The organism is Halobellus sp. MBLA0158 (assembly GCF_041477585.1).
GTDB lineage: Archaea > Halobacteriota > Halobacteria > Halobacteriales > Haloferacaceae > Haloquadratum > Haloquadratum rubicundus.
This window is the reverse complement of sequence record NZ_JBGNYA010000001.1, coordinates 2,366,088-2,388,718: the sequence shown is the minus strand read 5'-3', so window position 1 is coordinate 2,388,718 and position 22,631 is coordinate 2,366,088. Positions and strand designations below refer to the sequence as shown.

The following is a 22,631-nucleotide window of genomic DNA, read 5'->3' as shown; positions in this document are numbered from 1 at the left end:
TATCGATCGGGGAGTCGGACGGCTGCGTATCGGCTGTGGCAACGGCCGGCGCGACGGTCACTACCAACAGCGCGGCGACGACGATCCGCACACTTCCCCCTGTCAACACCACAGATACAGAACAAGGAACGGCGGGAAGTAAAACGTCTTTCGTATATCACGTCAACTGCGTGACGAAGGGGTAGCGTTTTAAGCTTCGGATCGGACGAGACAGCACGGATGCGGCCGACACCTCGATTCTGGGCGGCGGTCGGCGTAGCCGGAGTCCTCTGTCTCTTCGGCGTCGCCTTGGCCACGCCCGTTCTCGTTGGCGCCGCTGCGGTGCTGGTCGGCGCCCTGCTCGGCTGTCAAGCCCGCTTCGCCGCAGCGCTGGGGCGCCTTTCGGACACGCTCAGCGTCGAGCAGTCCCTGTCCCGAACGCGGGTCCCGACGGACCAGCCCGTCGTGTTGACCCTCCGAGCCCAGCTCGCAGAGCCCACAGCGTTGGGGGTGACCGTCGACGCGCAGCTCCCGCTCGCCGTCGACGAGACCGACGAGTCGGACGGTTCGCTCACGCCCACAGCGGACGCCCCATCGCACGCCCGCGTGCAGTTCTCGGTCCCCACCGCCGGGGCTACGACGTTCGATCGTCCGTCCGTCACCGCCCAGTCCGCCTACGGCCTCTTCACGGAAACGTTCGAACAGGGCGACGACGCTCGGCTCCGACTCGACGTCGAACCCCGCGCCCCGCGGCGGATGCACATCGGACAGGGCGGCGAACGGATCTCGGCCGGATTCGGCGAGCACAGTTCGGACCAGCGCGGTCCCGGACTGGAGCCCGCGGAGATCCGCCAGTACCAACACGGCGACGACATCGGACGGATCGACTGGAAGGCGACCGCGCGACTGAACCACCCGCATATTCGCGACTTCGAGGTCCCGTCGGCCAGACAGACGACGCTCATTCTGGACCACCGCGGAACAACTGCCGCGGGACCGGCCGGCGAGACGAAACTCGACTTCCTCAGGGAAATCGGGCTGGCGTACGTCAACAGCGCCGACGCACTCGGGGATCCGGTGGGACTCTACACCGTCGGCGACGACGGCGCGACGAACGTCCTCCCGCCGAAAGCCGGCGAGTCCCAGCACCGCCGCGTCCGCTCCCGGCTCAGGACTCTCGAACCTACGGACGGATCGTCCACAGAATCGATATCCACCACCAGGAATCTCACTGCCGGTCGCGAGACACCGATCATCGCAGACGACGGAACGGAGTACGCCGCGACCCTGCGGCCGTACTACCGCTCGACGAACGAGTACACGGACCGATTCAGTTCGCGTCCCCTCTTTGCGACCGTCAGGCGGTACGTCGACCGCATCCAGGGATCGCTGTACGCGGTCATTCTGACCGACGACACCGCGAGGGCCGAACTGTACGAGGCGGTCAAAGCCCTGCGTCGGCGCGAGGGCGCCGTGCTCGTTTTCATCACGCCGACGGTGTTCTTCGAGTCGGCGCTATCGGACGTCGAATCGGCGTATGCCGAGTACGAGGAGTTCGAGTCGTTCCGGAAGCGCCTGAACAAACTCACTGGCGTTTCCGCGTTCGAGGTCGCACCGCAGGACCGGCTCGCGGGCCTCCTGCGCGCACACGAGGCACGAACCCCGACTCCGGAGGGCGCGTCCGATGGCTAGCACTCGCGTCTCGCTTTCGCGACTCGCTGTCGGGGACTCGCTCTTCCGCGCCGGAGTCGTCGGTCTCGTCCTGATCGGACTGACCCTCTCGATCGGGATTCCCGGTGTCGTCGTCGCTGCCTGTGTCGGCTTCGGCTGGTGGTTCGTCCCCGGATACTTCGCCTTCGGATTCGGTCAGATCGCCTTCGCCGCGACACACGCCGGACTCGGTGGCCCCGGCGGCCTCTTCGCACAGATCGGTCTCTGGGGACTCCTCGCGGCCGACTTCACCGCCGAGTCTCGCCCACGGTCCCGTGCGGTTCGTGACCTCTCTGTCGGATCGCTGGGGGCCGTCGCCGTCGTCTGGGGTCTCGCGGAGGCGTTCGATCCGCTCTGGCAGGTCGTCCTCGCGTTCGGCGCGTTGAGTGCCGGCTCTTTTTATGTGATCCACAGATACCAGTTGGTACGGATGGGATTGGTTGGTGAGACGACGTGAGCACCGACACTGAGTCGAACCGACGACCGGCCGAGGAGACCGGGGACGGTCAGGACCGCACTCAGGACGGAGAGCAACTCCGCGGACGGATCGCCGTCCTCGAAGAGGAGAACCGACGGCTCCGTCGGGAATACCTCCGAGCCAGGCAGTCCCAGTATCGCCGATCGGCCGTCGCAATGGCGATCGTCGGTGCGGTGGCGCTCACCGGCGCCGGGATCCTCCCCGCGCTCCGAGAGACGCTGCTGATTCTGGCGGCTACCGGCGGTTTCGGCGGCGCTCTCCTGTACTTCCTCACGCCCGATCGACTCGTCCCCGCCTCCGTTGGCCAGGCGACTTACGCCGCCTATCGCTCTCACGCCACCGCGTTGCGCGGCGAACTCGGACTCCAGGAGCGATCGATATACGTGCCTCTCGAAACGGCCGGCGAGACCGACGCGGGGGTGCGTTTGTTCGTTCCCCACGCCGTCGACTGGGAGCTCCCGGACACCCAGTCGCTTCGCGAAACGTTCGTCTCTCCGAACCAGGACCCCCGACGCGGCGTCGCGTTCACCCCGACCGGCCTGAGACTGTGGACCGCGTTCAGCCGTGGAACCGCGACGCTCGCCGACAGTCCGGACCAGTTGGCCGCCCAGCTCGGCGAAGCCGTCGTCGAGCAGTTCGAGCTTGCACGCGCCGCCGACACCGACGTCGACGAACCGGCCGGTCGCATCTCGATCGTCGTGGAGGACGTCTCTTACGGCGCCCCCTCGAACTTCGATCACCCGCTGGTGTCGTTCGTCGCGGTCGGCCTCGCCCGTGGACTCGATACGCCGGTCGAAGTGGTGTCGGTCGATACCGTCGACGACGGACACCGGATCACCCTCGGCTACGACGAATCTGCCGCTTATTCGGAATCCGCGCCCGATTCGGAATCGGATTCCGACTCCGCCGACTCCGCCGATTCCGACCAGTCCGCCGGATCCGCGGCCTCCGAGGCGGACAGTTGACCGTCGACCGCTCCGCCGTCTCCGACTGCTTCCGACGTGGCCGGCGACGCCTGGGGACTGGGTGGCGTCGTCGTCTCTAGGATCTCCCTGATGATCGATGCCGGCTTGACCTCCCCGATCTCCGCGTCGGTACTCAGCACGAGCCGGTGTGCCAACGCGGGCACCGCTAGTGCCTTGACGTCGTCCGGAATTGTATACGATCGCCCCTCGATCGCCGCGTTGGCCTTCGCTGCCCGGAGCAACTGGAGCCCGCCCCGTGGCGATACTCCGTGGCTCACCTCCGGCGTCGCCCGCGTCTGCTCGACGATATCCAGGATATAGTTACGCACTGCCTCCGACAAATGGACGTCGCTGACGCGATCCTGAGCCGCCCGTATCTCATCCGGTGTGACGACTCGCTCGAGGTCCTGTGGCCCCAGATCCGGCGCCGAATCGAATCTGCTCAAAATCTCGGCTTCGCCGCTCCGTTCGGGGATTCCGAGACTGATCTTGAGCTGGAATCGGTCCCGCTGGGCCTCCGGCAGTCCGAACGTGCCTTCCATCTCGATGGGGTTCTGGGTCGCAATCAGAATGAACGGCAACGGAAGATCCAGCGTCTCGCCCTCGATCGTGACCTGCCGCTCCTGCATCGCCTCCAACAACGCGCTCTGGGTCTTCGGGGTCGAACGGTTAATCTCGTCGGCGATGACGACGTTTGCAAAGACAGGGCCGCGCTCCAACTCGAAGGTTCCGGTGTTTTCCCGATAGACTTTCGTCCCAGTGACGTCGGCCGGCAGTAGGTCGGGCGTCATCTGAATTCGTCGTGAGTCGAGACCGGATACGCGAGCGAACGCCTCGGCGAGTGTGGTCTTCGCGACGCCAGGAACGCCTTCGAGAAGCACGTGACCTCGAGTGAGAAGGGCAATTGTGAGATATCTGAACGCGGTATCCTGCCCGATTAGTAGCTGTGAAGCCTCTGATTGTAAGTCATCATACAAGCGGGCCGGATCAGTCATCGTCGTCCTTTTTATGTTGGTCAGGGATAACTCCTGCTATCATCCGGTTGACGTCTGCGTCGTCCCACTCGGGGTGTTCAGCGCTGATGTAGGCCACGATAGCCTCGTGGTCGATCGCGATTGTCGGCTCGTCACCGCCTAGCCGTGACTCGATCAGGTGCCGATGTGTCGTTGCCAAGCCGATCCCGAGGAGGGCGATCACTCCGAAGACGACTTGTGCGGGGGGCGTCGATCGCATCCAGAGCAGCCACGCGAACAGCGGTGGTACGCGATCCGTGTGGCTCGCGTCGACAGCCACCTGATCGTGGCGTTGTAGTACCGCCCGGATGAACCGCCGGTTCCCGTCACGTTCGGACATCGCGTTGATGAACAGCGACGGGTCGCTGACCACGAGCACCGTGCCCTCTCCGATCGATTCGCGGGTCACCACCGGTCGCGACTCGAGTGTTTCGTCCTCGTCAAGCGCGTAGTTACGGTTCGTATCGAGGTACGAAAACTCGGAACTGGTCGCGAGGACTGTGGTCCCGTTCGGACTGAGTGCTGTCCCGTGATTGAGCGTGAGCGTTTCTCCCGGCGACAGCAGTGTCGAGTTGTTCGTGGCAGTCGCTAGCGTGATGTTCGGCGTGCGGTAGTATCGGCGTTCGTCACGCAACAGCCGGCCGTCGAATCGACTCCGAGCACCGACGCCTCGTAACAATCCCGTGGCGTGACCGCCGAAGTCGTCCGCGACCAACAGCGTCCCTCCGTCGATTACGTACTCTCGAATACGCGATCGCTCAGCGGCAGTATATGATCTGTCCGGCGAGAGTACGATCGCGAGATGGCTTTCGGAACCTTCGTAGGCCGACTCGACGGTCGTCGCTACAGTCAACTCGGTATCACTGTCGGCGGCGATCTCTTCGAGGTTCGTAGATCCGTCCCAAGCCGCATTGTACGCACTGAACGGGGCCGTGCTCGTAGCGAATCCTACGCCAACCGAGAGGATAACGAGTATCGCCAAACCAACGACCGCGTATCTCGCGTGGCGAGTCGTGGCGTCCGCCATCGGTCAGATCACTCCCGGTGGCAGAATAGCCAGAATCCGTCGAATGACGATATAGCTGAAGCCGAGAAGACCGAGGGCGATGATCCAGCGGAGCCGTCGCCGCCACTCCGGCGTTACGTGAAACGGCGCGGTCAACTCGACGTTGACGAGGAAAGCGATCAGGGAGACGACAAAGAAGAGTTCGACCGTCAGCGAGTCCAAAAGCGAGAGGACGAACGCGACTGCCACCATTGCGGCGACCTGCGCGTGGACGAACCGTTGTCGCCGTGACACTACCATAGGCGTATCACGTCGGCCGGATGTTTTGAACCCATCGGCGGAAGGCTGCGCATATCGCAGCGGTTCTTCTCTTGTGGCCGGATCGCGTGCTGTCGTCTGGTCGGTTATACTGAATTGCCGTTGTTACGCTGATTGTGGTCGAAACGTGTGTTAATATGCGAAATATGATATTTGTGGCTCAGGGTAAGATGCTCTATTATCATACTTTGTTTTTAGAACCTACCATAAATTATATATTTCTTCTATCGGCTAAAAATTTCGATCTCAACATATCTATGTCGGAAATGCGGTAAACAGTAATAGACGTCTGAAGGTCAAAAATTCGTCGATTATCACTATATGAAAATCTGAGCAGGGCGGAGAACTTCGGTATCGACAAGTTCCGATTTGGGCAATCCGTGTACGATTATGAAATATGTTACTGTGCCTAAGTATTATTACCCTCCTTCTGTATCGACACACTATGAGACGACCGTCTGACAAAAGGACCAAGCTGTTAAGTTTGGTTCTGGCGGGGCTGATGGTTCTGTCCGTAGTAGTAGGGCCTGTTTCGGGGGCTCTCGCGTCCGAGGAACCGGGCGCTATCGAGCAATCGGGGAGTTCCGACCTCGGATCACCGTATAACGCTGCGACTAACGAGACGACTGCTACATCGGGTGAGTCGACAGCGACCGAAACGCCGGCTCCAACTGAGACGTCAACTCCTACTCCTACCCCAACTCCAACACCTACCCCTACCCCAACTCCAACACCTACCCCTACCCCAACTCCAACACCTACCCCTACCCCAACTCCAACACCTACCCCTACCCCAACTCCAACACCTACCCCTACCCCAACTCCAACACCTACCCTTACGCCGACTGATACGTCGACCTCGACCGAAACCGCTCCTTCATCCCTGAGCGTGGATAGTTCATCGCTATCTCCTGCGGCGACGAGTAGTGTTACTGTATCCACGTCTGCAGCGACCAATGTCGGAAACTACACTGCTACACTGAACGGTGAAATAGATAATCTGACTCAGGATTCCGCTGTAGTGTACTTCGAGTGGCGTCCAACTTCAGAGAACAAATTCCGTAAGACGCCGAACCAAAGTATAAAGATAAACGGGACTTACAATGAATCGCTGGCATTCCTTACACCAGGAACGACCTACGAATTTCGCGCGGTTGTAGAGTCCGGAAGCACGACTGAAGAAGGCAGTATTCAAACGTTAACCACGGGTTCTGGTGGCCCGACGGATGGGTTCATTCGGGCATCAAACAACGTCGCCCTATTCAACCTCTTCTTCCAAGGACTCCAAGTGGATGTTGAGAATAGTCCAGTAAGTATTGAGACTGGCGTTCCGAGCGTATTCCTTAATGCCGAGGGAATTGAGTCCGAAGTATATCCGGGCGATAAGGGGACTGTTCCTGTTCACCCTCCAGATGGGACGCTAACATTTGACTTCGAGGATACTGGTTCGCTTGAGCGATTTGACGGATCGAAGGCTGATATTGTCGCGGTCAAGACTGATTCCTCGGAGGGGCTTGACGCGTTCTCGCAAATCACACAAATAGATGATCTGCTTAATGACGAGAGTTCGACCGTTGAAGTATTCGAGACTACCACCATTGGCGATAACGAAGAAATAACCTACGACTTACAAGCCGATGGACGCGGCAGCGGGAATTACATTTTCCTTGCTGTCAACAACGGAAGCATAAGTGTCGATGAAGGTAACGCTTCTATCGATAATGCACGCGTGATCGGACTGGACTTCGCTATCGTCCAGAGCGGAAGTTCGACGATACAAGCTTCGCGGCCCGAGTACCGTCCAGGTGAGAACGTAACAGTCCGCGCGGAAGCAGATCTCCCTGGAGATGAAGAAGATATCACACAAGCAGTTATCCTCTATGATGAAACCGACTTCTCTGGTGGAGAAATAACTGCTCAAATTGATAGCCTCCAGAGTATCGATCCAGCTAGTATCAATGTTACATCGACTATTTCCGGATTCAATGGTGTTCGCAGGATCGAACAAGGATCCTCACTCTTGGGCCAAAATTTGGGTGAGAGTGACGAAATTGGCATCTTTACTATAGACGATGCGTTCGGCTTCATAGGCGGCGGTATCGGTGATCGATTCCAGAACTCAACTGATGCGGAAATAGAAAACGCATCGATAGTCGCAAAGAACGCTACGGGGACTGAAACGACATTTGAAATAGGTACGCTCGATAGTTTCGACACGAGTGAATACGGGATCATTCACGTTGCGGAGAACAGTGAAACCGGAGAGTTGTACACTAACAAGACAAGTGTTCAAATAACCAATAGTCTTGGTGCGTATTACACTATCGATATTGAAGAATCGACAGACAGACAGCTAGCTAGCGGTGAAGAAGTCACAGTCAACGCAACAATCAGAAATATCGGCGATGGACTCGGCGTTAGTAACATTGATTTCTCTGTTAATGGAAACGTTGTAGATACTAACGAACAGTTGGTTCTTACTTCAGGCAACGAGCAAACTATCACCTTCAATACTACTCTGGAAGAACCAGGAGAGTACGATATTTCGGTCGACGCTACCAGTTACGACGGCTTTGATTCTCAGGATTCGATAGACGTTAACGTCGTTGACGACGCGTTCTACGACGTCAATATCAACGAAGCAAACTCCACGCTCAACGTCGTCGAAGACGAAACTGTCGTCGTCAACACGACCGTCGAGAACACGGTCAATATCGACGGGGACACTCAGCAAATCAATCTAACCGTCGGTGACGAAGTCGTTGCCAACAAGAGTGTCACTCTCACCGGTGGCGAGTCCACGACGTTCGATCTGGAGTGGGACACCTCACAGACTGCGCCCGGGACGTACGACGCGACGGTCGCGAGTACGGACGATACAGATTCCGCAGATGTCACCATCAGAGAAGCGGCGGAATTCAACGTCACCAACCTCGATCCCGCTGAGGCGACTGTCGCGACCGGAGATACCATCGACGTCTCCGCGAACGTGACAAATCTCGGAGAAGCCACCGGAACCCAGACGATCGAACTCCGGATCGGTGGCGAAGTCGTTGATTCGAAATCCGAAACGATCGACGGCGGTAATAGTACAACGGTCACGTTCACCAACGTCCAGGTCGGACAAACGACCGGCACATTCGAGTATGGCGTCTTCAGTGAGGACGATAGTGCGACCGGGAACTTGACGGTCGTTGAGCAACTCACTGCCATCGACATCAGTCTGGATACCACCTCGAATATCGCTAATACGACCTCTGACTACGAGATTAACGCGACGGTGACGAGTGATGCCGGTGGAGAGACGATACAGAACATCACTGTGGACTTCGGTACTCCGGTCGAGCTAAGCAACTCTCAGCCGACGGTTACACTCCCGGACTCCATGGAGTTCTCACCGTCCTACGATAGTGTGATCAGAGGCGAGAGCGAGCTCATAATACCCCTCCCCGAACCGGTAGAAATCGGTACTGACGTTACAGAAGACGAGGATATCACGATTCTCGCTGACGCTGTACAGAACCCGTCCAACGGGACCTACACGCTCTCCACCGAGTTCTCGGAAGACGACGGCACACAGATAGCCGCCAACAGCACGACTTACACCATCGTTGAGCCTGCAAATATCACGCTCGGTATCGCGGATGATTCGGTGACAGAGGTCAACCAGACTGAACCGATCCAGATCAACGCGACGGTCTCGAACGATGGCGGCGTTGCGGCCGAGCGGACCATCACGTTCGAACTCACTCAGGACGGGGAGACGGTCTTCAACGACAGCCAGACGGTCAACGTTGCAAGCGGAGCAACAGAGCAAGCCGAGTTCACGTACCTGACGACTGCGGACGACCGTGGTAACTTCACGGCCACCGTCACCACACAAGGCGCCTCGGAATCCACCAACGTTACCGTGAATCGACCGGCCGAGTTCGACGTTGACATCGGCGAGCTGACCGACGAAGTCGTGGCAGGTGATGAGATCAACGTCACGGCCGAAATCGAGAACCTCGGTGACTTGGATGATACGCAAACTATCCGTCTCTTGGCAAACGGAACGGCGGTCAACAGTACCGCTCTCACACTTGCTGGAGGCGAGAACCAAACCATCAGCCTCAAATACGAAACGAATGATGACAACGCCGGTGATCTGAATCTCACCGTCGCAAGCGCGGACGACACAGATACCCGAAACGTCATCGTGCTGCAGCCTGCGATACTCAGCTACGGCAACTTCTCGGTCAACGGCAACACCTCTGATTTCAGCGTCGAAAGCGGTACAACTCTCGCCGCGAACGCGACCGTGACAAACGTCGGCGGAGTGAACGGAACGTTCAACGCGACACTCTTTGAGGGTGGAGAGCCGACAAGCAAGACGGAGAACGGCACTCTGGCACCCGAAGAGACGGCCAATGTGAGTTTCACCATCACCCTTGAGGAGAACCAAACGACGACTCTCTCGATCCGTGATGCAGTACGGGCAGGGGCGCAGACCGACGAGATAGCCGTTACTGTTAGACGCGATGTCGTCGATCTCAATCTCACCGCGAATCGGACGGAAGTGAATCCGGGTGACCCGGTGAATCTGACCGTTAGGCGAGAAGACACTGGCAACCTGACCTCAGCGAACGTTACAGTTAGAGCACCGAACGGGACGATAATCGACACAGGGATTCTCGACGGTAGTGTCGTCGAACCTGCCCCCGACGAGCCTGGAACGTACGAAATCACTGCGACCAAAGAGTCGACGGAAACAACTGCCTTCCAGCCGGACACCGAGACGATCGACGTCCTTGCCCCGGGCAACATTACGATCACTGACGCCTTCGTGAACGTGTCGGAGACGTTCACGGACGATCCGGTCGGGGTCAACGTGACACTCGAAAACATCGGCGACGAAGAGACGACTGAGGCGGTGAATCTGACGCTTCAGGGATCCGAGACCGACCTCGACAACCGGTCCGTCACCCTCGGACCCGGAAACAATACGACAATCTCCCTTCAAGCGGCGTTCGATAGTCCGGGTAGCCGGACCCTAGTAGTTAGCGAGGGCGACGGAATCACGGTAACGGCTGGGACGGTCAACATCCTGCCGCAGTCCGCTGTTACCGGATTCACCGTCGCCCCCAAATCGGTCGCCATCAATGACTCAGTGGTAGTGAATGCCACTGTGCGGAACCGCGGCACGACGCCCGATCAGAACGTCGTGGTACCCCTGTTCGTGAACGAGACCAGGGTAAACAGCACTACGATCGATTCGATCGGCCGCCAGCAGACCAAGACCGTGACGTTCAATCAAACGCTCAATCTGTCGGTGGCACGGATCGGGAACGTGCCGATCCGCGTCGGGAACCTCACACCCAAGTCAGTTGTCGTCTCCCGCGAAACCGTCCCACTCGACATCACGGCATCCCCAGCAACGATAACGACAGAAGAGAGCGTCACGTTCACTGTCACGCGTGCGGGAACCCCCGTTGAAAGCGCGACGGTTATCGTCGCCGGTGAGGAGAGAACGACCGGCCCCAACGGCAACGTTACCGTGAACATCACCGAACCGGGGACGTTCACCGCAGAGGCAACGAAAGCTCCGGGCCGAACGGAATTCTTCACGGCGGCCAGCACGACCGTCGAGGTCGTCGAACCGGCCGACATCGAGGTCACCGGCGCAACCCTCGTGAGTGAACCGCCGTTCTACGCGGGGAACTCGATAACCGTCGAGGTCGACCTCCAAAACGACGGGGATCGCAGCGATACCAGAACGGTGAATCTGACCGCTAATGGAACGGTCGAATCCAACACGAGCGTGTTCGTCCCCGCCGGAGACACAAACACCACCCGGCTGAGCGCTACGTTCAATGATACGGTGACGCGCACGCTCGCCGTGGAAAGCCGCGAGCAGAACCTCACTGTCGCTGACGTCACCGTCGAACGGGCTGCGGCCGTGACAGGCTTCGATCTGTCGAGCACTGCCTTACAGACAGGCGAGACGCTGTTCGTCAACTCGACAGTAGTGAATCGCGGGGGAGTCAACGACACGGTGAGCGTCAACGTCACGATCGACGGCCCGAACGAGACGGTCGTGAATGAGACCGAGGTGAAACTCGAACCAGGTGAGGAAGCTACCGTCTCCAACGATACCACCTTCACTACGACCGGAACGGCGAGCGTCGTGGTGAACGACTCGGCGACCGTGTTCGGCCCCCGTGAAGTGGCGATATCGCAAACTGTCGTCGATCTGAATATCAGCGCCAATGAGTCGACTGTCACCGCCGGTCGGCCGATTCGATTCAACGTCACGAACGCGAGCTCCGGCGAACCGCTCGACGCGACGGTTTCAGTCGGCGACACGGTGGTGACAACCGGAGACGACGGGCTCGTCACCACGTCGATCCGGGTCGCCGGCACCTACTCGGCGGTCGCCAGCAAACAGACCGAAGACGGGACCGCATACAACAGCGCGCAAACGTCCGTGACGGTGTCCAATCCGCTGACAGTGAACGATACAGTGAGTTACGGGTCAGTCAACGCCTCACCGGTGACCGGTGAGTCGCGGGCGGACACGGCAACGGCTGTGAGAACCGTCACCCTCAACAACACCGGAGGCCGGGCGATCGCCCTCTCGCTGCCGCAGACGATCGGCAACGCCAGCCAGTACGTCATCAACGAATCCACCTTCCCGAGCCGGCTGCCGGCGAACTCGACTCGGAAAGTGGAGATCGCGTTCGCGCCCACGACGCGCGACGAGGTGAACTCGACGTTCCGGTTCCGTGCCGATACGCCGAGTGACCCGATTCGGACAGTGAACCTCACCGGGACCGGCGAAGCACCACAGGCCGACTTCAGCCGGACGCGGCTGAGATTCGGCCCGGTGAACACAGGCTCCAGCTCAACCGCCTCCATTGACGTGACGAACACCGGGAACGAGCCGCTCAACGTCACAGTTCCGAGCCCCGCGGCAGGGTTCACCAGGACCACCGCGGAGACGCTGACGATCGCTCAGGGCAGCTCGGAGACGATCACTATCGAGTTCGCTCCGAATGAACCCAGAGAGTACGGCCAGATCTTGACGATCGAGACGAACGACTCGTTCCACCCGACAGAACCGGTGCGGCTCTCCGGAACCGGCCGGGGTGGAGCGATCGCCGTCTCGCCCGCGGCAGGTTCGAGCATCGATGTCGGAAACGTCACCCAGGGCGAGCCGGTGGAGACGACGGTCTTCGTCGAGAACAACGGGACTGAATCGATCGACGTAACGTCAGACGTAACTGCTGGAGATACCGGTCAGTTCACGGCCACGGATCCGGGGACGATCGCCGCCGGCAGCACGGCGCTCGTGACCGTGACGGTCAATGCGACGAGCTCCTCGCCAACCGCAGACATCACGCTCAACACAGCCGCTGGGGACGTCGACGATCCGACACTGACCGTCACTGCGAACGGTCTAACGCCGATCGCGAACGTGACTGACCCGAGTGGGACGCTTGACTTCGGGAGCGTCTCGCAGGGCGGTAGCGCGAGCGAGCAGATCACCATCCGGAACGACGGCGAGGCGATGCTCGAAGTCGACGCCGCCGACGCCGTTCCGGTGAGCGCACCGTTCAGGGTGTCGGGGACTGGTCAGAGCGATACGGTTCGGATCCCGCCGGACCAGACCCGAACCGTGACGGTCACTTACGCACCGATCGCACCGGGGACGGCGAGTTCCACGGTGACGCTCACGACGAACGACCTCGGGAACCGGACGCTCGAAATCGACGTGAGCGGGACCAGCGAGGCAACCGATCTGGAAGGTAGCCCGTCGAGCGTCGACTTCGGCCAGGTCGGTCAGGGTGACGAAGTGACAGAGACGGTGACTCTCACGAACCCCGCGAGTAACGCCGAATCGCTGGAGGAGTTCTCGGTTGAGAGCGTCACGGGCGCCAGGGGAGCATACAGCGTCGTATCCGATCTCCCCGACACGCTCGCACCGGGTAGCTCCGAGAACGTGACGGTCCGGTTCGAGCCGACCGCGATCGGTCCGCAGTCGGCGTCGATCACGTTCGCGGCGAACGGCAGCGACGTGGGCACGAGGAACCGATTCACGGTCGCGACGAGTGGCGAAGGGACGCCGCCGAGAGTGGCGCTCAACACGACCGCACTGCAGTTCGGCTACGTCGATGTCAACGGTGGGACCGTGACCGAAGGCGTTCGGATCATCAACCCCGGGCTCCGTGGGACGACGCTGAATGTCTCAGACGTGAGCATCAGCGGCAATGGCGCAGAGAACTTCTCTGTGACCGATCAGCCGACACAGACGGTTGGCGGTAACTTCTCCACGACCACCGCTGTGAGCTTCACTCCGGACACCGCAGGTCGGGTAACTGCCACCCTGACGATACGGACCAACGCGACGGACGATCCGGTCCGAAACGTGACGCTCACTGGCGTCGGGACGGCACCTGATACGGGCGTGGACGTCTCCTCGATCGACTTCGGCGAGCAAGCCGTCGGTACGACATCCGAGAACCGGACTGTCGTCGTCACGAACGACGGCGGCGTTCGGCTGAATCTCTCAGGGGTCACGGTGAGCGGACCGGCAGCTTCCGACTTCGAGGCGTTCGGACCTGGCGAGACGACACTCGTTCCGGGTGCTACCGTGCGCGTGCCCGTCCAGGTGAGCCCGAGTGGCGCCGGAGCCACGCAGGCTAACCTGGCGATTAACGCCACCAACGATCCCGGTGACAACCAGACTGTCTCGCTTTCGGCAGACGGGACAGCGCCCGAACTGAACGTCTCGGACGATCTCAACGAGACGTTCGGCGACGTCAGAGAGGGCAGCTCGAAGCAACGGTCGCTCACGGTGGAGAACACCGGCAACGCGACGCTCGAACTCGACGCGCCGGACGTGACTGGAGGCGCGTTCAGTGTTGTCAGCGGCGACGAGGCCGTGCGGCTGGCGCCCGGCAGTACGCAGACATACACAGTGGCGTTCTCGCCGGAGTCGACCGGCACCTTCTCCGGCAGTCTCCAGATCGAGACGAACGCGGACAATGACGTAGATATCGGAAGCCTCTCCGGTACCGGTATCACGTCCAACGCATCGCTTTCGACGCCCGCAGTCGACTTCGGTCGCGTGAGCGTCGGCGATGATACGTCACGCCAGCTCACCCTCCAGAACAACGGTGAGGCGGAGCTTCAGGTGACGAGCGTCACGATCACGGGCGCTGATCAGGCGGCGTTCTCCGTGTCTGGACTGCCGACGACATCCATCCCTGCCGACAGTGGCGAACCCTTCACCGTCCAGACGTCGCCGAGTGTGACGGGAAGTCTCTCAGCGCAGCTCGAGATCAGAACCGACGACGGGACGCTAACGGCAAGCCTCGGCACCACTGGAACGGAACCGAATATCGAACTCGAACAGTCGACGGTTCAGTTCGCACAGACCCGGGTCGGTACGACGAGTACGGCGACGCTCACCGTTAGTAACACTGGCAACGAGCGGCTGAACGTGACCAGACTCTCGGTCCTCGGACAGAACTCCGGTCGCTTCACACTGGCTTCGTCGGCAGCACCGTTCACGTTACAGCCGCAGAGCAGCCGCGACGTCACCGTTGAGTTCACGCCGACGAACGTCACCGCAGCGCAGAACGAACAGCCGCGGTCGGCACGGGTGCTAGTGCGTAGCGATGATCCGGACGCGACGAGGGTGAGTGCGGACCTCACTGCCACCGGCAAGGCGACGGACCTCATTGCGCCCGGCGCGGTGCAGTTCGGTGCGACGGCGCCCGGAACGACGACGAACCGGACCGTGACGATCACGAACGGCATCAACGCCTCAGCAAACCTCAGCCTGGAAGCCGTGACGGTCAGCGGTATTCTGGGTGAGGACGTGTACTCTGTCGATCGCCCGGATGACACCGAACTCGCGCCCGGCGAGTCCGAGACCCTGAACGTCTCACTGTCGCCGGAGGAGCGCGGTGTCAGGTTCGGCTCGCTCAACGTGCTCACGAACGACCCACGTCAGTCGGCCGCGTCTGTCTTCCTGTCGAACGCGGAGGCCGTCATCAACATTGAGTTCGGAAGCGTGACCGCCGACTACGACAACGTCGCGCCGGGACTGCAACCCGAACGGACCTTCGATCAGGGGCTCTCGACTGACGCCGCGCTAACGGGTATCCAGCCCGCGACCCAGGCGAGTACCTATGAGCTCTTCTTCGAGGGGCAGGAGACGGCCTTCGGTGGAGCCAGCATCGATAGCGACCAGCCTTACACCGCCGTACGATACCTGCGGGCGACTCCCCGAGGCATCACCCCGAGCGAAATCACAAACGTCAGCCTTGAGTTCCGCGTCCGCAAGGCGGCTCTCGACGATCTCGGTGCCTCGGCCGATGACGTCCGGCTGTACCGGTACAACGGCAGCGGATACGAACCCGTCAGTGACGGTACGACGCGCGTGAGTGAGACACGGACGGATTACATCTACCGTGGTACCACTGACTCGCTGTCGCGGTTCGCCATCGTCGTCGGAGAGTCGGACCTCTCAGTGACCGACCTCACGGTCAACCCGACATCGATCACGGTCGGTGATTCGGCGACGCTGACGGCGAACGTCACCAACAACGGCGTGGTGAGCGGAACGACGACTCTCACGCCGACTGAGAACGGGAACGCGCTGACCTCGCAGTCGGTGACGGTCTCGGCCGGTGGATCCGACACCGTCTCCTTCAGCGTGAACCCAAGTTCGACCGGAACGTTCACTTATATCCTTGGGGGCGAAACGGCATCGCTCACGGTGGACCCAGAAGATACCGGTCCGACCGGCCCGACCGGTCCCACCGGTGGCGACGGTGACGACGATGCGCCGGTAATCACCGAACAGCCTGCTACGCCCGAACCCGTCTCGGCGACAGCCGATCTCGACGAGACCGGCACCGCAACGGTGTCGCTCTCGGGCGGCACCGGCGCGACGAGCGTCTCCGTCAACGTCCCCGACACGACCGGGCAGGTGAACGTCCAAGAGCTACCCAGTCCGCCGACTGACGCCCCCGCACCGACGGGGCAGTACGTCAGCGGCGTCGACATCGACGCGCCCGACCCGCCGGAAGGCCAGACCGCGACAGTGACAATTACCATCTCGCAGTCGCGGCTCGACGATCTGGGAATCAGCGCCGGCGACCTGGTGATCCAGCACTACCGCGACGGCGCCTGGCAGCAGCTCGAAACGACTGCGAGCGAGTCCGGCGATCAGGTCACGCTGAGCGCGCCGGTGACCGGGTTCTCGCCGTTCGCGGTCACGACGCGCGAACAGGTGACGGACACGCCGGAGCCGGTGACGGACACGGCGGAACCGGACACGCCGACGCCGGAACCGGACACGGATACGGACACCCCGACCGACACGCCGCAGGAGCCGGGTGGGTTCGAGTTCCTCCCGGTCGCGTTGGTAGTCATCATCCTGCTCGCGGCCGCCGGCTACCTCGTCTACCGGCAGCAGTGAGATAGCCCGAGAGCTTTTCGCCGTCAGTTTTTCAACGACCTTGGTCGGTCACTCTCAACGACTCGGCAGCAGCTCGTACTGCTCGACGGATTGAGCCGACGCTGAGTGTTCGATGATTAGCTGACCGGGCCGGACGAGAGGCGTCTGTGGCGAGAATGAAATTATCGAAAAACGGCCTACGTCTCGTCGCGAACTGCCCGTGTGCCGACGAGCCGGTGCAGCAGACGGACGGATCCGAAGTGCGCCCGATCGATCCCTCGTTTGACCTTGACCGTCGCGGTCCCCACGGTCAGGGCCGCCACGTACACGACGAATAACACAAGGATCCGACCAACTCCGGTGATGTGTTGGAGTGCGTTCGTCACGGTGCTCATACTCGTCCCTCTGCCGACCGTGCATAAAATCTTCCGACCCAGTTATCAAATATGAGTTCGATGTGCCCACGAGGTCGATACGAGGTCCTGATCAAATCGTCGACAGCAGAGATATTTTCCGTTCCGATATCGTAGCCCCGATGGGGTGATAGGATGCCCCTCGTACCGCACTACCCGACAGACGAACCTCGGCGTGACCGCCGCGCTCCGGACATCAACGATATCGTCGAAGATATCCTCGGGAGCGGCGACGACGACCCCCGACCGGTCGTCGGCTGAACCCGAGAAGGGGTGCGGCACCATTTTTTCGAGGGCGGAGTCGACCACCGCAGCGGCCATTGTCACACCAGAATCCCACCGAGTGTAACGACATCTCTTTGCATACAGACACATCGGAAAGGGATATCTATCCGAGGAGTTTCGCGACACCCGGGTTCTTTACTGAGGGTCAAGCGGAATCCCGTGTTCGTGTGATTTGGATTTCATCCCAAATCTTGCGATGAGTGCGACGCAATTCGAATTCGATTCAATAGCAATAAAAACAGACTGAAGAAAAAATTACTATTTTGCGTATCCGAGATTAACTCCCGGTCAGTACTATACGTATTATTTTATTATAAGAAACGGTACTATTTCAGGTATTCAAGCAACTGGTTTTAGCGATTGAGTATGTCTCACAATCAGGAAAAAAACACCAGAAATATAAACCTATAGAGCGCTATGGAGAATCGTATGACGAACAATCGGACTCGTCGGAGATTCCTCGAAGCGACTGGTATCGCAGGCATCGCGGCCCTCGCGGGCTGCAGCGGGAACGGTGGCAGCGGCGGCGACAGCGACACAGAGACGAGCGGCGGCGACGGCGGCGACGACACCGCCACCACCGAGAGCAGCGGCGGCGACGGTGGAACGAGCACGCGCCTCAGCTGGCACGCCGGCGGCACCGGCGGTACCTACTACCCGCTCTCGAACGAGTTCAAGACGGTCGTTGAGGAGAACACCGACTACTCGCTGACCGTCCAGTCGACGGGCGCCAGCGTCGAGAACGTCGGCAGCCTCGCCGACGGGTCCGCGGACTTCGCGCTCATCCAGAACGACATCGCGTACTTCGCGAAGAACGGCACCGGCATCGAGACGTTCCAGGGCAACGCGATCGAGAACCTCCGCGGCGTCGCCACGCTCTACCCCGAGACGATCACCGTCGTCACCCTCCAGAGCACGGGCATCGAGACGCTCTCGGACCTCAGCGGCGCGACGATCAACACCGGCGACCTCGGTTCGGGCACCCAGGTCAACGCGAACCAGATCCTCGAAGCGGTCGGCATCACCGACTACAACGAGCAGAACGCCGGCTTCTCGCAGGCGTCCGAACAGCTCGCCAACGGCGACATCGACGCGGCGTTCGTCGTCGGCGGCTGGCCCGTCGGCGCCATCGAGGACCTCGCGACCACGAACGACATCCAGATCGTCCCGATCCAGGGCGAGAACCGCCAGGCCGTCAAGGACGCCGCCTCGTGGTTCGCCGACGATACCATCCCCGCCGGCACCTACAGCGGCGTCGACGAGGCCGTCGAGACCGTCGCGGTCCAGGCGATGATCGCCACCAACGCCGGCGTCTCCGCCGACACCGTCGAGACGGTCACCGCGGCCATCTTCGACAACGTCGACGACCTCACGATCAAGACCGACTTCATCTCGGCCGACAGCGCACAGGACGGGATGTCGATCGAACTCCACGAGGGCGCGGCCGCGTACTTCGACGCGTAAGCGCCCGCGGCAGTTCATACGGACCACCGCAACCGCAGCAGGCGGACCCGCACCCTTCTCGGGACAACGCCACACGAGCGCCGTGACCGGTCGCGGGACCGCCGCATCGCACCATCGGGGCGGCTGACGTCGCTTCCAGCGACTGCCGTGCCCACTCTGTGACGGTGGTCGCTCCCCCCGGCCTCGTCTCGCCGGGAACTGAACACGACACCCGTGATTCGGAACACACTCGAAGGCGAACGAGTCGGTCGCGTTCTCGTAGCCGCGGCGCTCGCGGTACTCCTCCTCTCCGTCGGCGTCGCCGTCGCGGTCCCGACCGGGCAGGTCCTCGTCGTCGAGGACCTGGACACGGGCGAGGAGTACGTCACCCAGCCCGTCGACGACGGCAGCACGGTCGCGCTCGAATATATGCACAGCGTCGAGAAGACGCGCGTCTACGACGAGTACCGCGTCGACGGCGACACGCTCGTCAACACCCGAATGGAGTTCGAGTCCTACGGCTGGGGGCTTCCCGCCCGCGTCAACGTCACCAACGTCAACGGGACGCTCGTCTACGAGCCGCCGGGCGGCATCACCGAACTGGAGAGCATCGCGGTCTCGCCGGGCCGGATCGCGGACCACACGCTTATCGTCGGCGACCGACAGTATGACTTAGTCGCGGCCACGAACGGCAACGACGTTCGGATCCACATCGAGCGACGGACACTACTCGAAACACTCCTATGAGCACGAACGACCACGACGACGGCGGCGAGCCACCCGAAGCAGAGGTCGAGGAACTATCCAGGGAAGAAGCCGAGGAGCTCATCGACGAGATCGAACGTCGACGCTCCCTGAAGGGGCTGGCCGCCCTCGCGGTCGCGGTCATCGGCATCCTGTTTTCCCTCTTTCAGCTGTTCCTCGCGGCGCGGAGCTTCACCTTCTCGATTCCCATCCCGCTGGCCCCCGACTGGCAGGTCTCGCTGCAGCTCCTGCAGGCCAACGCCGTCCACGTCGCCTTCGCGCTGACGCTGACGTTCCTGATGTTCCCCGCGAGTATGGGCGACGGATTCCTCTCGCGAGCGCTCGGGCGCGTCGTCGACGCCGCCACCGACCCCTTCGATGCGGGCAGTCCGATCGCCCGCGCCGTGACCGGCGTCCGCGACCTGTTCCGCTGGGCGTTCGTCGATCCGAACCGCTCGCGCGTCACGCCGTTCGACGTGGTCTGTATGATCACGGCGGCGCTGTCGGCGTACTACTTCCTCACCGAGTTCTCGGAGATCCAGGACATGCGGGTCTTCGGCCTCGAATCCGGCGCTCCCGTCACTGAGCTCTACCCCTTCCTCGCGCCGGTCCTCGGCGGCGTCCCCGTCCTCAGCGAGGTCTCGTGGGCGCTCATCCTCGGTGCCCTCGGCGTCCTCCTGGTGCTCGAAGCCACCCGACGCACCCTCGGACTGCCGCTTATGATCATCGTCGCCACCTTCATCGTCTACGCGCGCTGGGGCTACCTCATCAGCGGCAACACGCCGTTCCTCGGGCTGCTCGCGATCCCGCAGCTCACCTGGCCCGACATCATCCAGAACCTCTGGTACAACACCGAAAACGGGGTCTTCGGGATCCCCGTTACCGTCTCGGTGAGCTTCATCTACATCTTCATCCTCTTCGGCTCCTTCCTGGAGATGAGCGGCGCCGGCCAGTGGTTCATCGACCTCGCGTACGCCGCCACCGGAACGAGAAAGGGCGGCCCCGCGAAGGCGAGCATCCTCGCCAGCGGCTTTATGGGGACGATCTCGGGCTCGTCGATCGCCAACACCGTCACCACGGGCGCGTTCACGATCCCGCTGATGAAGCAGTCCGGGTACTCGCCGGAGTTCTCCGGCGCCGTGGAGTCGTCGGCGTCGTCCGGGGGGCAGATCCTCCCGCCGGTGATGGGCGCGGCCGCGTTCCTGATGGTGCAGTACACCGCGACGCCGTTCGCTGAGATCATCATCCTCGCGACGATCCCCGCGATCGTCTTCTTCTTCGGCGTCTGGGTGATGGTCCACCTCAAGGCCGTCCAGGAGGGCATCGGCGGCGTCGACGCCGCCGAGACCACCTCGATCATCGAACACCTCAAGACGGGGTGGTTCTACCTCGTCCCGATCTTCCTGCTCCTCTTTTATCTCATCGTCGAGCGCCTGTCGGTCTCCCGGTCGGCGTGGTTCACGCTCGTCGCGCTCGTCGCGCTCATCTCCTTTATCGCCGCTTACAGCGACGAGACCCGCCTCACGCTGTTCGGGACGCTCGCGGCCATCTTCGCCGTCGACCTCGGGAGCTTCGCCGTCGCCGGCGTGCCGTTCACGAAACTGGTCGGCGGCGCGGGCGGCGCCGGCCTCCCCGTCGCCGAGGCGTTCGGAATCGTCGGGCCGCGGATCGGCTGGTACGCGATGCTCGCCGCCGCGCTGACGATGCTGTACCACACCGACGTCCAGTCGAAGTTCCTCGATCTCAACCCCACGGTCCAGGGCGCGGCCGAGTCCGCGGGCGACCGGACCGGGCGGGACCTGGGCGACAATCAGCTGTTCCGCGTCGGCACCTTCGTCGTCAAATCGATGGAGGAGGGCGCGCGGACGGCCGTCCCCGTCGTCGTCGCGGTCGCGGCCGCGGGGATCATCCCCGGCGTCATCAGCGTCTCCGGGCTGGGGCCGAACCTCACCTCGCTGCTCTTGGCGCTGTCGGGCGGCTCGATCGTCGTGATGCTGCTCGTCACCGCCGTCGCCAGCATCATCCTCGGGATGGGGATGCCCACCACCGTGACGTACATCATCCTGATCTCGATGCTCGCGACGCCGCTCGTGGAGTTCGGGATCCCCCTGCTCGCGGCGCACCTGTTCATCCTCTACTTCGGCGTCATCGCCGACATCACCCCGCCGGTCGCGGTCGCGGCCTACGCCGCCAGCGGCGTCGCCAAGTCCGACCCCTTCGAGACCGGCGTGAAGGCGTTCTCGCTGTCGCTGAACAAGGCGATCGTCCCCTTCGCGTTCGTCCTCGCGCCCGGCATCGTCCTCCTCAGACGGAAAGCCGACGCGGCCGACCTCCCGCTGCGGGAGCAGTACCGCATCGTCAACTTCGGCGACCTCGCCGAGCTGTCGTACTCGGTGCCGGAGATCCTCGTGCCGGTCGTCGGGGTGTTCCTCGGCGTCGTCGCGCTCGGCGCGACCGTCATCGGCACGCTCTACGGATCGGTCAACCGCGCCGAGCGCGCGGGCTTCGCAGTCAGTTCGCTCCTGCTCATGGCGCCGCGGCTGCTCTCGACGTCGGTGTTCGACCTCCTCGGCTTCGCCGGCGTCACCGTCTCGGTGAACGCGCTCCTCTTGGACCTCACGCTGCGCGGCGTCGGATTCGTCATCTTCGTCGCGCTCGCGGCCAAGAACAAGCGCGAAGCGGGGGCGACCCGGACCAACCCTCGGGGCGTTTCGACCTGATCGCTCCGAGCCGCGGGGTGGCTGCGCCCGCGTAGGCCGCCCGACCGATAACTAAACGTAGGCGGGCGTTAGACGGACGCACAAGACCGCACTGAGACCGCATCA

12 protein-coding genes are annotated in these 22,631 nt (G+C 61.7%); 8 read left to right on the top strand and 4 right to left on the bottom strand.

The features are described 5' to 3' along the window. Nucleotides 1-219 precede the first annotated feature (219 nt). From OS889_RS12090 to OS889_RS12080, 3 genes are read left to right on the top strand one after another with little or no spacing between them, the layout of a single operon-like run. Nucleotides 220-1,671 (top strand): DUF58 domain-containing protein, encoded by a 1,452-nt coding sequence (locus OS889_RS12090; protein ID WP_372390112.1) that lies wholly within the window; start codon nucleotides 220-222, stop codon nucleotides 1,669-1,671. Beyond that, nucleotides 1,664-2,146, top strand: a complete 483-nt coding sequence (locus tag OS889_RS12085) for a DUF8163 family membrane protein (RefSeq protein ID WP_372390111.1) — start codon at nucleotides 1,664-1,666, stop codon at nucleotides 2,144-2,146. The genes OS889_RS12090 and OS889_RS12085 overlap by 8 nt, the downstream gene beginning before the upstream one ends. Then, nucleotides 2,143-3,132: a DUF7982 domain-containing protein gene (locus tag OS889_RS12080; RefSeq protein ID WP_372390110.1), complete on the top strand. Its 990-nt coding sequence runs from the start codon at nucleotides 2,143-2,145 to the stop codon at nucleotides 3,130-3,132. Before OS889_RS12085 ends, OS889_RS12080 begins: the two co-directional genes overlap by 4 nt. On the opposite strand, the gene OS889_RS12075 is transcribed toward OS889_RS12080, so the two are convergent. The 3 genes from OS889_RS12075 to OS889_RS12065 are packed head-to-tail and all read right to left on the bottom strand — an operon-like array spanning nucleotide 3,030 to nucleotide 5,451. Next, on the bottom strand, nucleotides 3,030-4,127 hold the full coding sequence (locus OS889_RS12075) for an AAA family ATPase (RefSeq protein WP_372390108.1): 1,098 nt from the start codon (nucleotides 4,125-4,127) through the stop codon (nucleotides 3,030-3,032). The two genes, OS889_RS12080 and OS889_RS12075, sit on opposite strands and share 103 nt — an antisense overlap. Beyond that, nucleotides 4,120-5,172: a DUF4350 domain-containing protein gene (locus OS889_RS12070; protein WP_372390107.1), complete on the bottom strand. Its 1,053-nt coding sequence runs from the start codon at nucleotides 5,170-5,172 to the stop codon at nucleotides 4,120-4,122. The genes OS889_RS12075 and OS889_RS12070 overlap by 8 nt, the downstream gene beginning before the upstream one ends. 3 nt (nucleotides 5,173-5,175) lie before the next feature. After that, nucleotides 5,176-5,451 carry a DUF8044 family membrane protein gene (locus tag OS889_RS12065; RefSeq protein WP_372390106.1) on the bottom strand — a complete coding sequence of 92 codons (276 nt, stop codon included), beginning with the start codon at nucleotides 5,449-5,451 and terminating at the stop codon, nucleotides 5,176-5,178. Between the two features lie 1,039 nt (nucleotides 5,452-6,490). On the opposite strand from OS889_RS12065, the gene OS889_RS12060 reads away from it, so the two are divergent. Continuing rightward, nucleotides 6,491-16,942 (top strand): choice-of-anchor D domain-containing protein, encoded by a 10,452-nt coding sequence (locus tag OS889_RS12060; protein WP_372390105.1) that lies wholly within the window; start codon nucleotides 6,491-6,493, stop codon nucleotides 16,940-16,942. Between the two features lie 176 nt (nucleotides 16,943-17,118). On the opposite strand, the gene OS889_RS12055 is transcribed toward OS889_RS12060, so the two are convergent. After that, the gene (locus OS889_RS12055) at nucleotides 17,119-17,316 is read right to left on the bottom strand and encodes a hypothetical protein (protein WP_372390103.1); all 198 of its coding nucleotides are present in this window, start codon (nucleotides 17,314-17,316) and stop codon (nucleotides 17,119-17,121) included. Between the two features lie 153 nt (nucleotides 17,317-17,469). Here OS889_RS12055 and OS889_RS12050 point away from each other — a divergent pair, with 153 nt between their 5' ends. The 4 genes from OS889_RS12050 (at nucleotide 17,470) to OS889_RS12035 (ending at nucleotide 22,526) form a co-directional block, all read left to right on the top strand. After that, nucleotides 17,470-17,595, top strand: coding sequence for a hypothetical protein (locus tag OS889_RS12050; protein ID WP_372390102.1), 126 nt, complete (start codon nucleotides 17,470-17,472; stop codon nucleotides 17,593-17,595). A gap of 453 nt (nucleotides 17,596-18,048) precedes the next feature. After that, entirely contained in the window at nucleotides 18,049-19,083 is a 1,035-nt protein-coding gene (locus tag OS889_RS12045) for a TAXI family TRAP transporter solute-binding subunit (RefSeq protein WP_372390100.1), read from the top strand. Between the two features lie 213 nt (nucleotides 19,084-19,296). After that, a complete protein-coding gene (locus tag OS889_RS12040) occupies nucleotides 19,297-19,809 on the top strand; it encodes a DUF1850 domain-containing protein (RefSeq protein ID WP_372390099.1) in 513 nt (170 codons plus the stop codon). Further along, entirely contained in the window at nucleotides 19,806-22,526 is a 2,721-nt protein-coding gene (locus OS889_RS12035; RefSeq protein ID WP_372390098.1) for a TRAP transporter permease, read from the top strand. The genes OS889_RS12040 and OS889_RS12035 overlap by 4 nt, the downstream gene beginning before the upstream one ends. Nucleotides 22,527-22,631: the final 105 nt, after the last annotated feature.

Bases quoted from the DNA above. Each gene is read 5' to 3' on its own strand.
- OS889_RS12065 (WP_372390106.1), bottom strand. From the start codon at position 5,451: ATGGTAGTGTCACGGCGACAACGGTTCGTCCACGCGCAGGTCGCCGCA.
- OS889_RS12055 (WP_372390103.1), bottom strand. From the start codon at position 17,316: ATGAGCACCGTGACGAACGCACTCCAACACATCACCGGAGTTGGTCGG.
- OS889_RS12085 (WP_372390111.1), top strand. From the start codon at position 1,664: ATGGCTAGCACTCGCGTCTCGCTTTCGCGACTCGCTGTCGGGGACTCG.
- OS889_RS12075 (WP_372390108.1), bottom strand. From the start codon at position 4,127: ATGACTGATCCGGCCCGCTTGTATGATGACTTACAATCAGAGGCTTCA.
- OS889_RS12090 (WP_372390112.1), top strand. From the start codon at position 220: ATGCGGCCGACACCTCGATTCTGGGCGGCGGTCGGCGTAGCCGGAGTC.
- OS889_RS12035 (WP_372390098.1), top strand. From the start codon at position 19,806: ATGAGCACGAACGACCACGACGACGGCGGCGAGCCACCCGAAGCAGAG.
- OS889_RS12050 (WP_372390102.1), top strand. From the start codon at position 17,470: ATGCCCCTCGTACCGCACTACCCGACAGACGAACCTCGGCGTGACCGC.
- OS889_RS12070 (WP_372390107.1), bottom strand. From the start codon at position 5,172: ATGGCGGACGCCACGACTCGCCACGCGAGATACGCGGTCGTTGGTTTG.
- OS889_RS12045 (WP_372390100.1), top strand. From the start codon at position 18,049: ATGACGAACAATCGGACTCGTCGGAGATTCCTCGAAGCGACTGGTATC.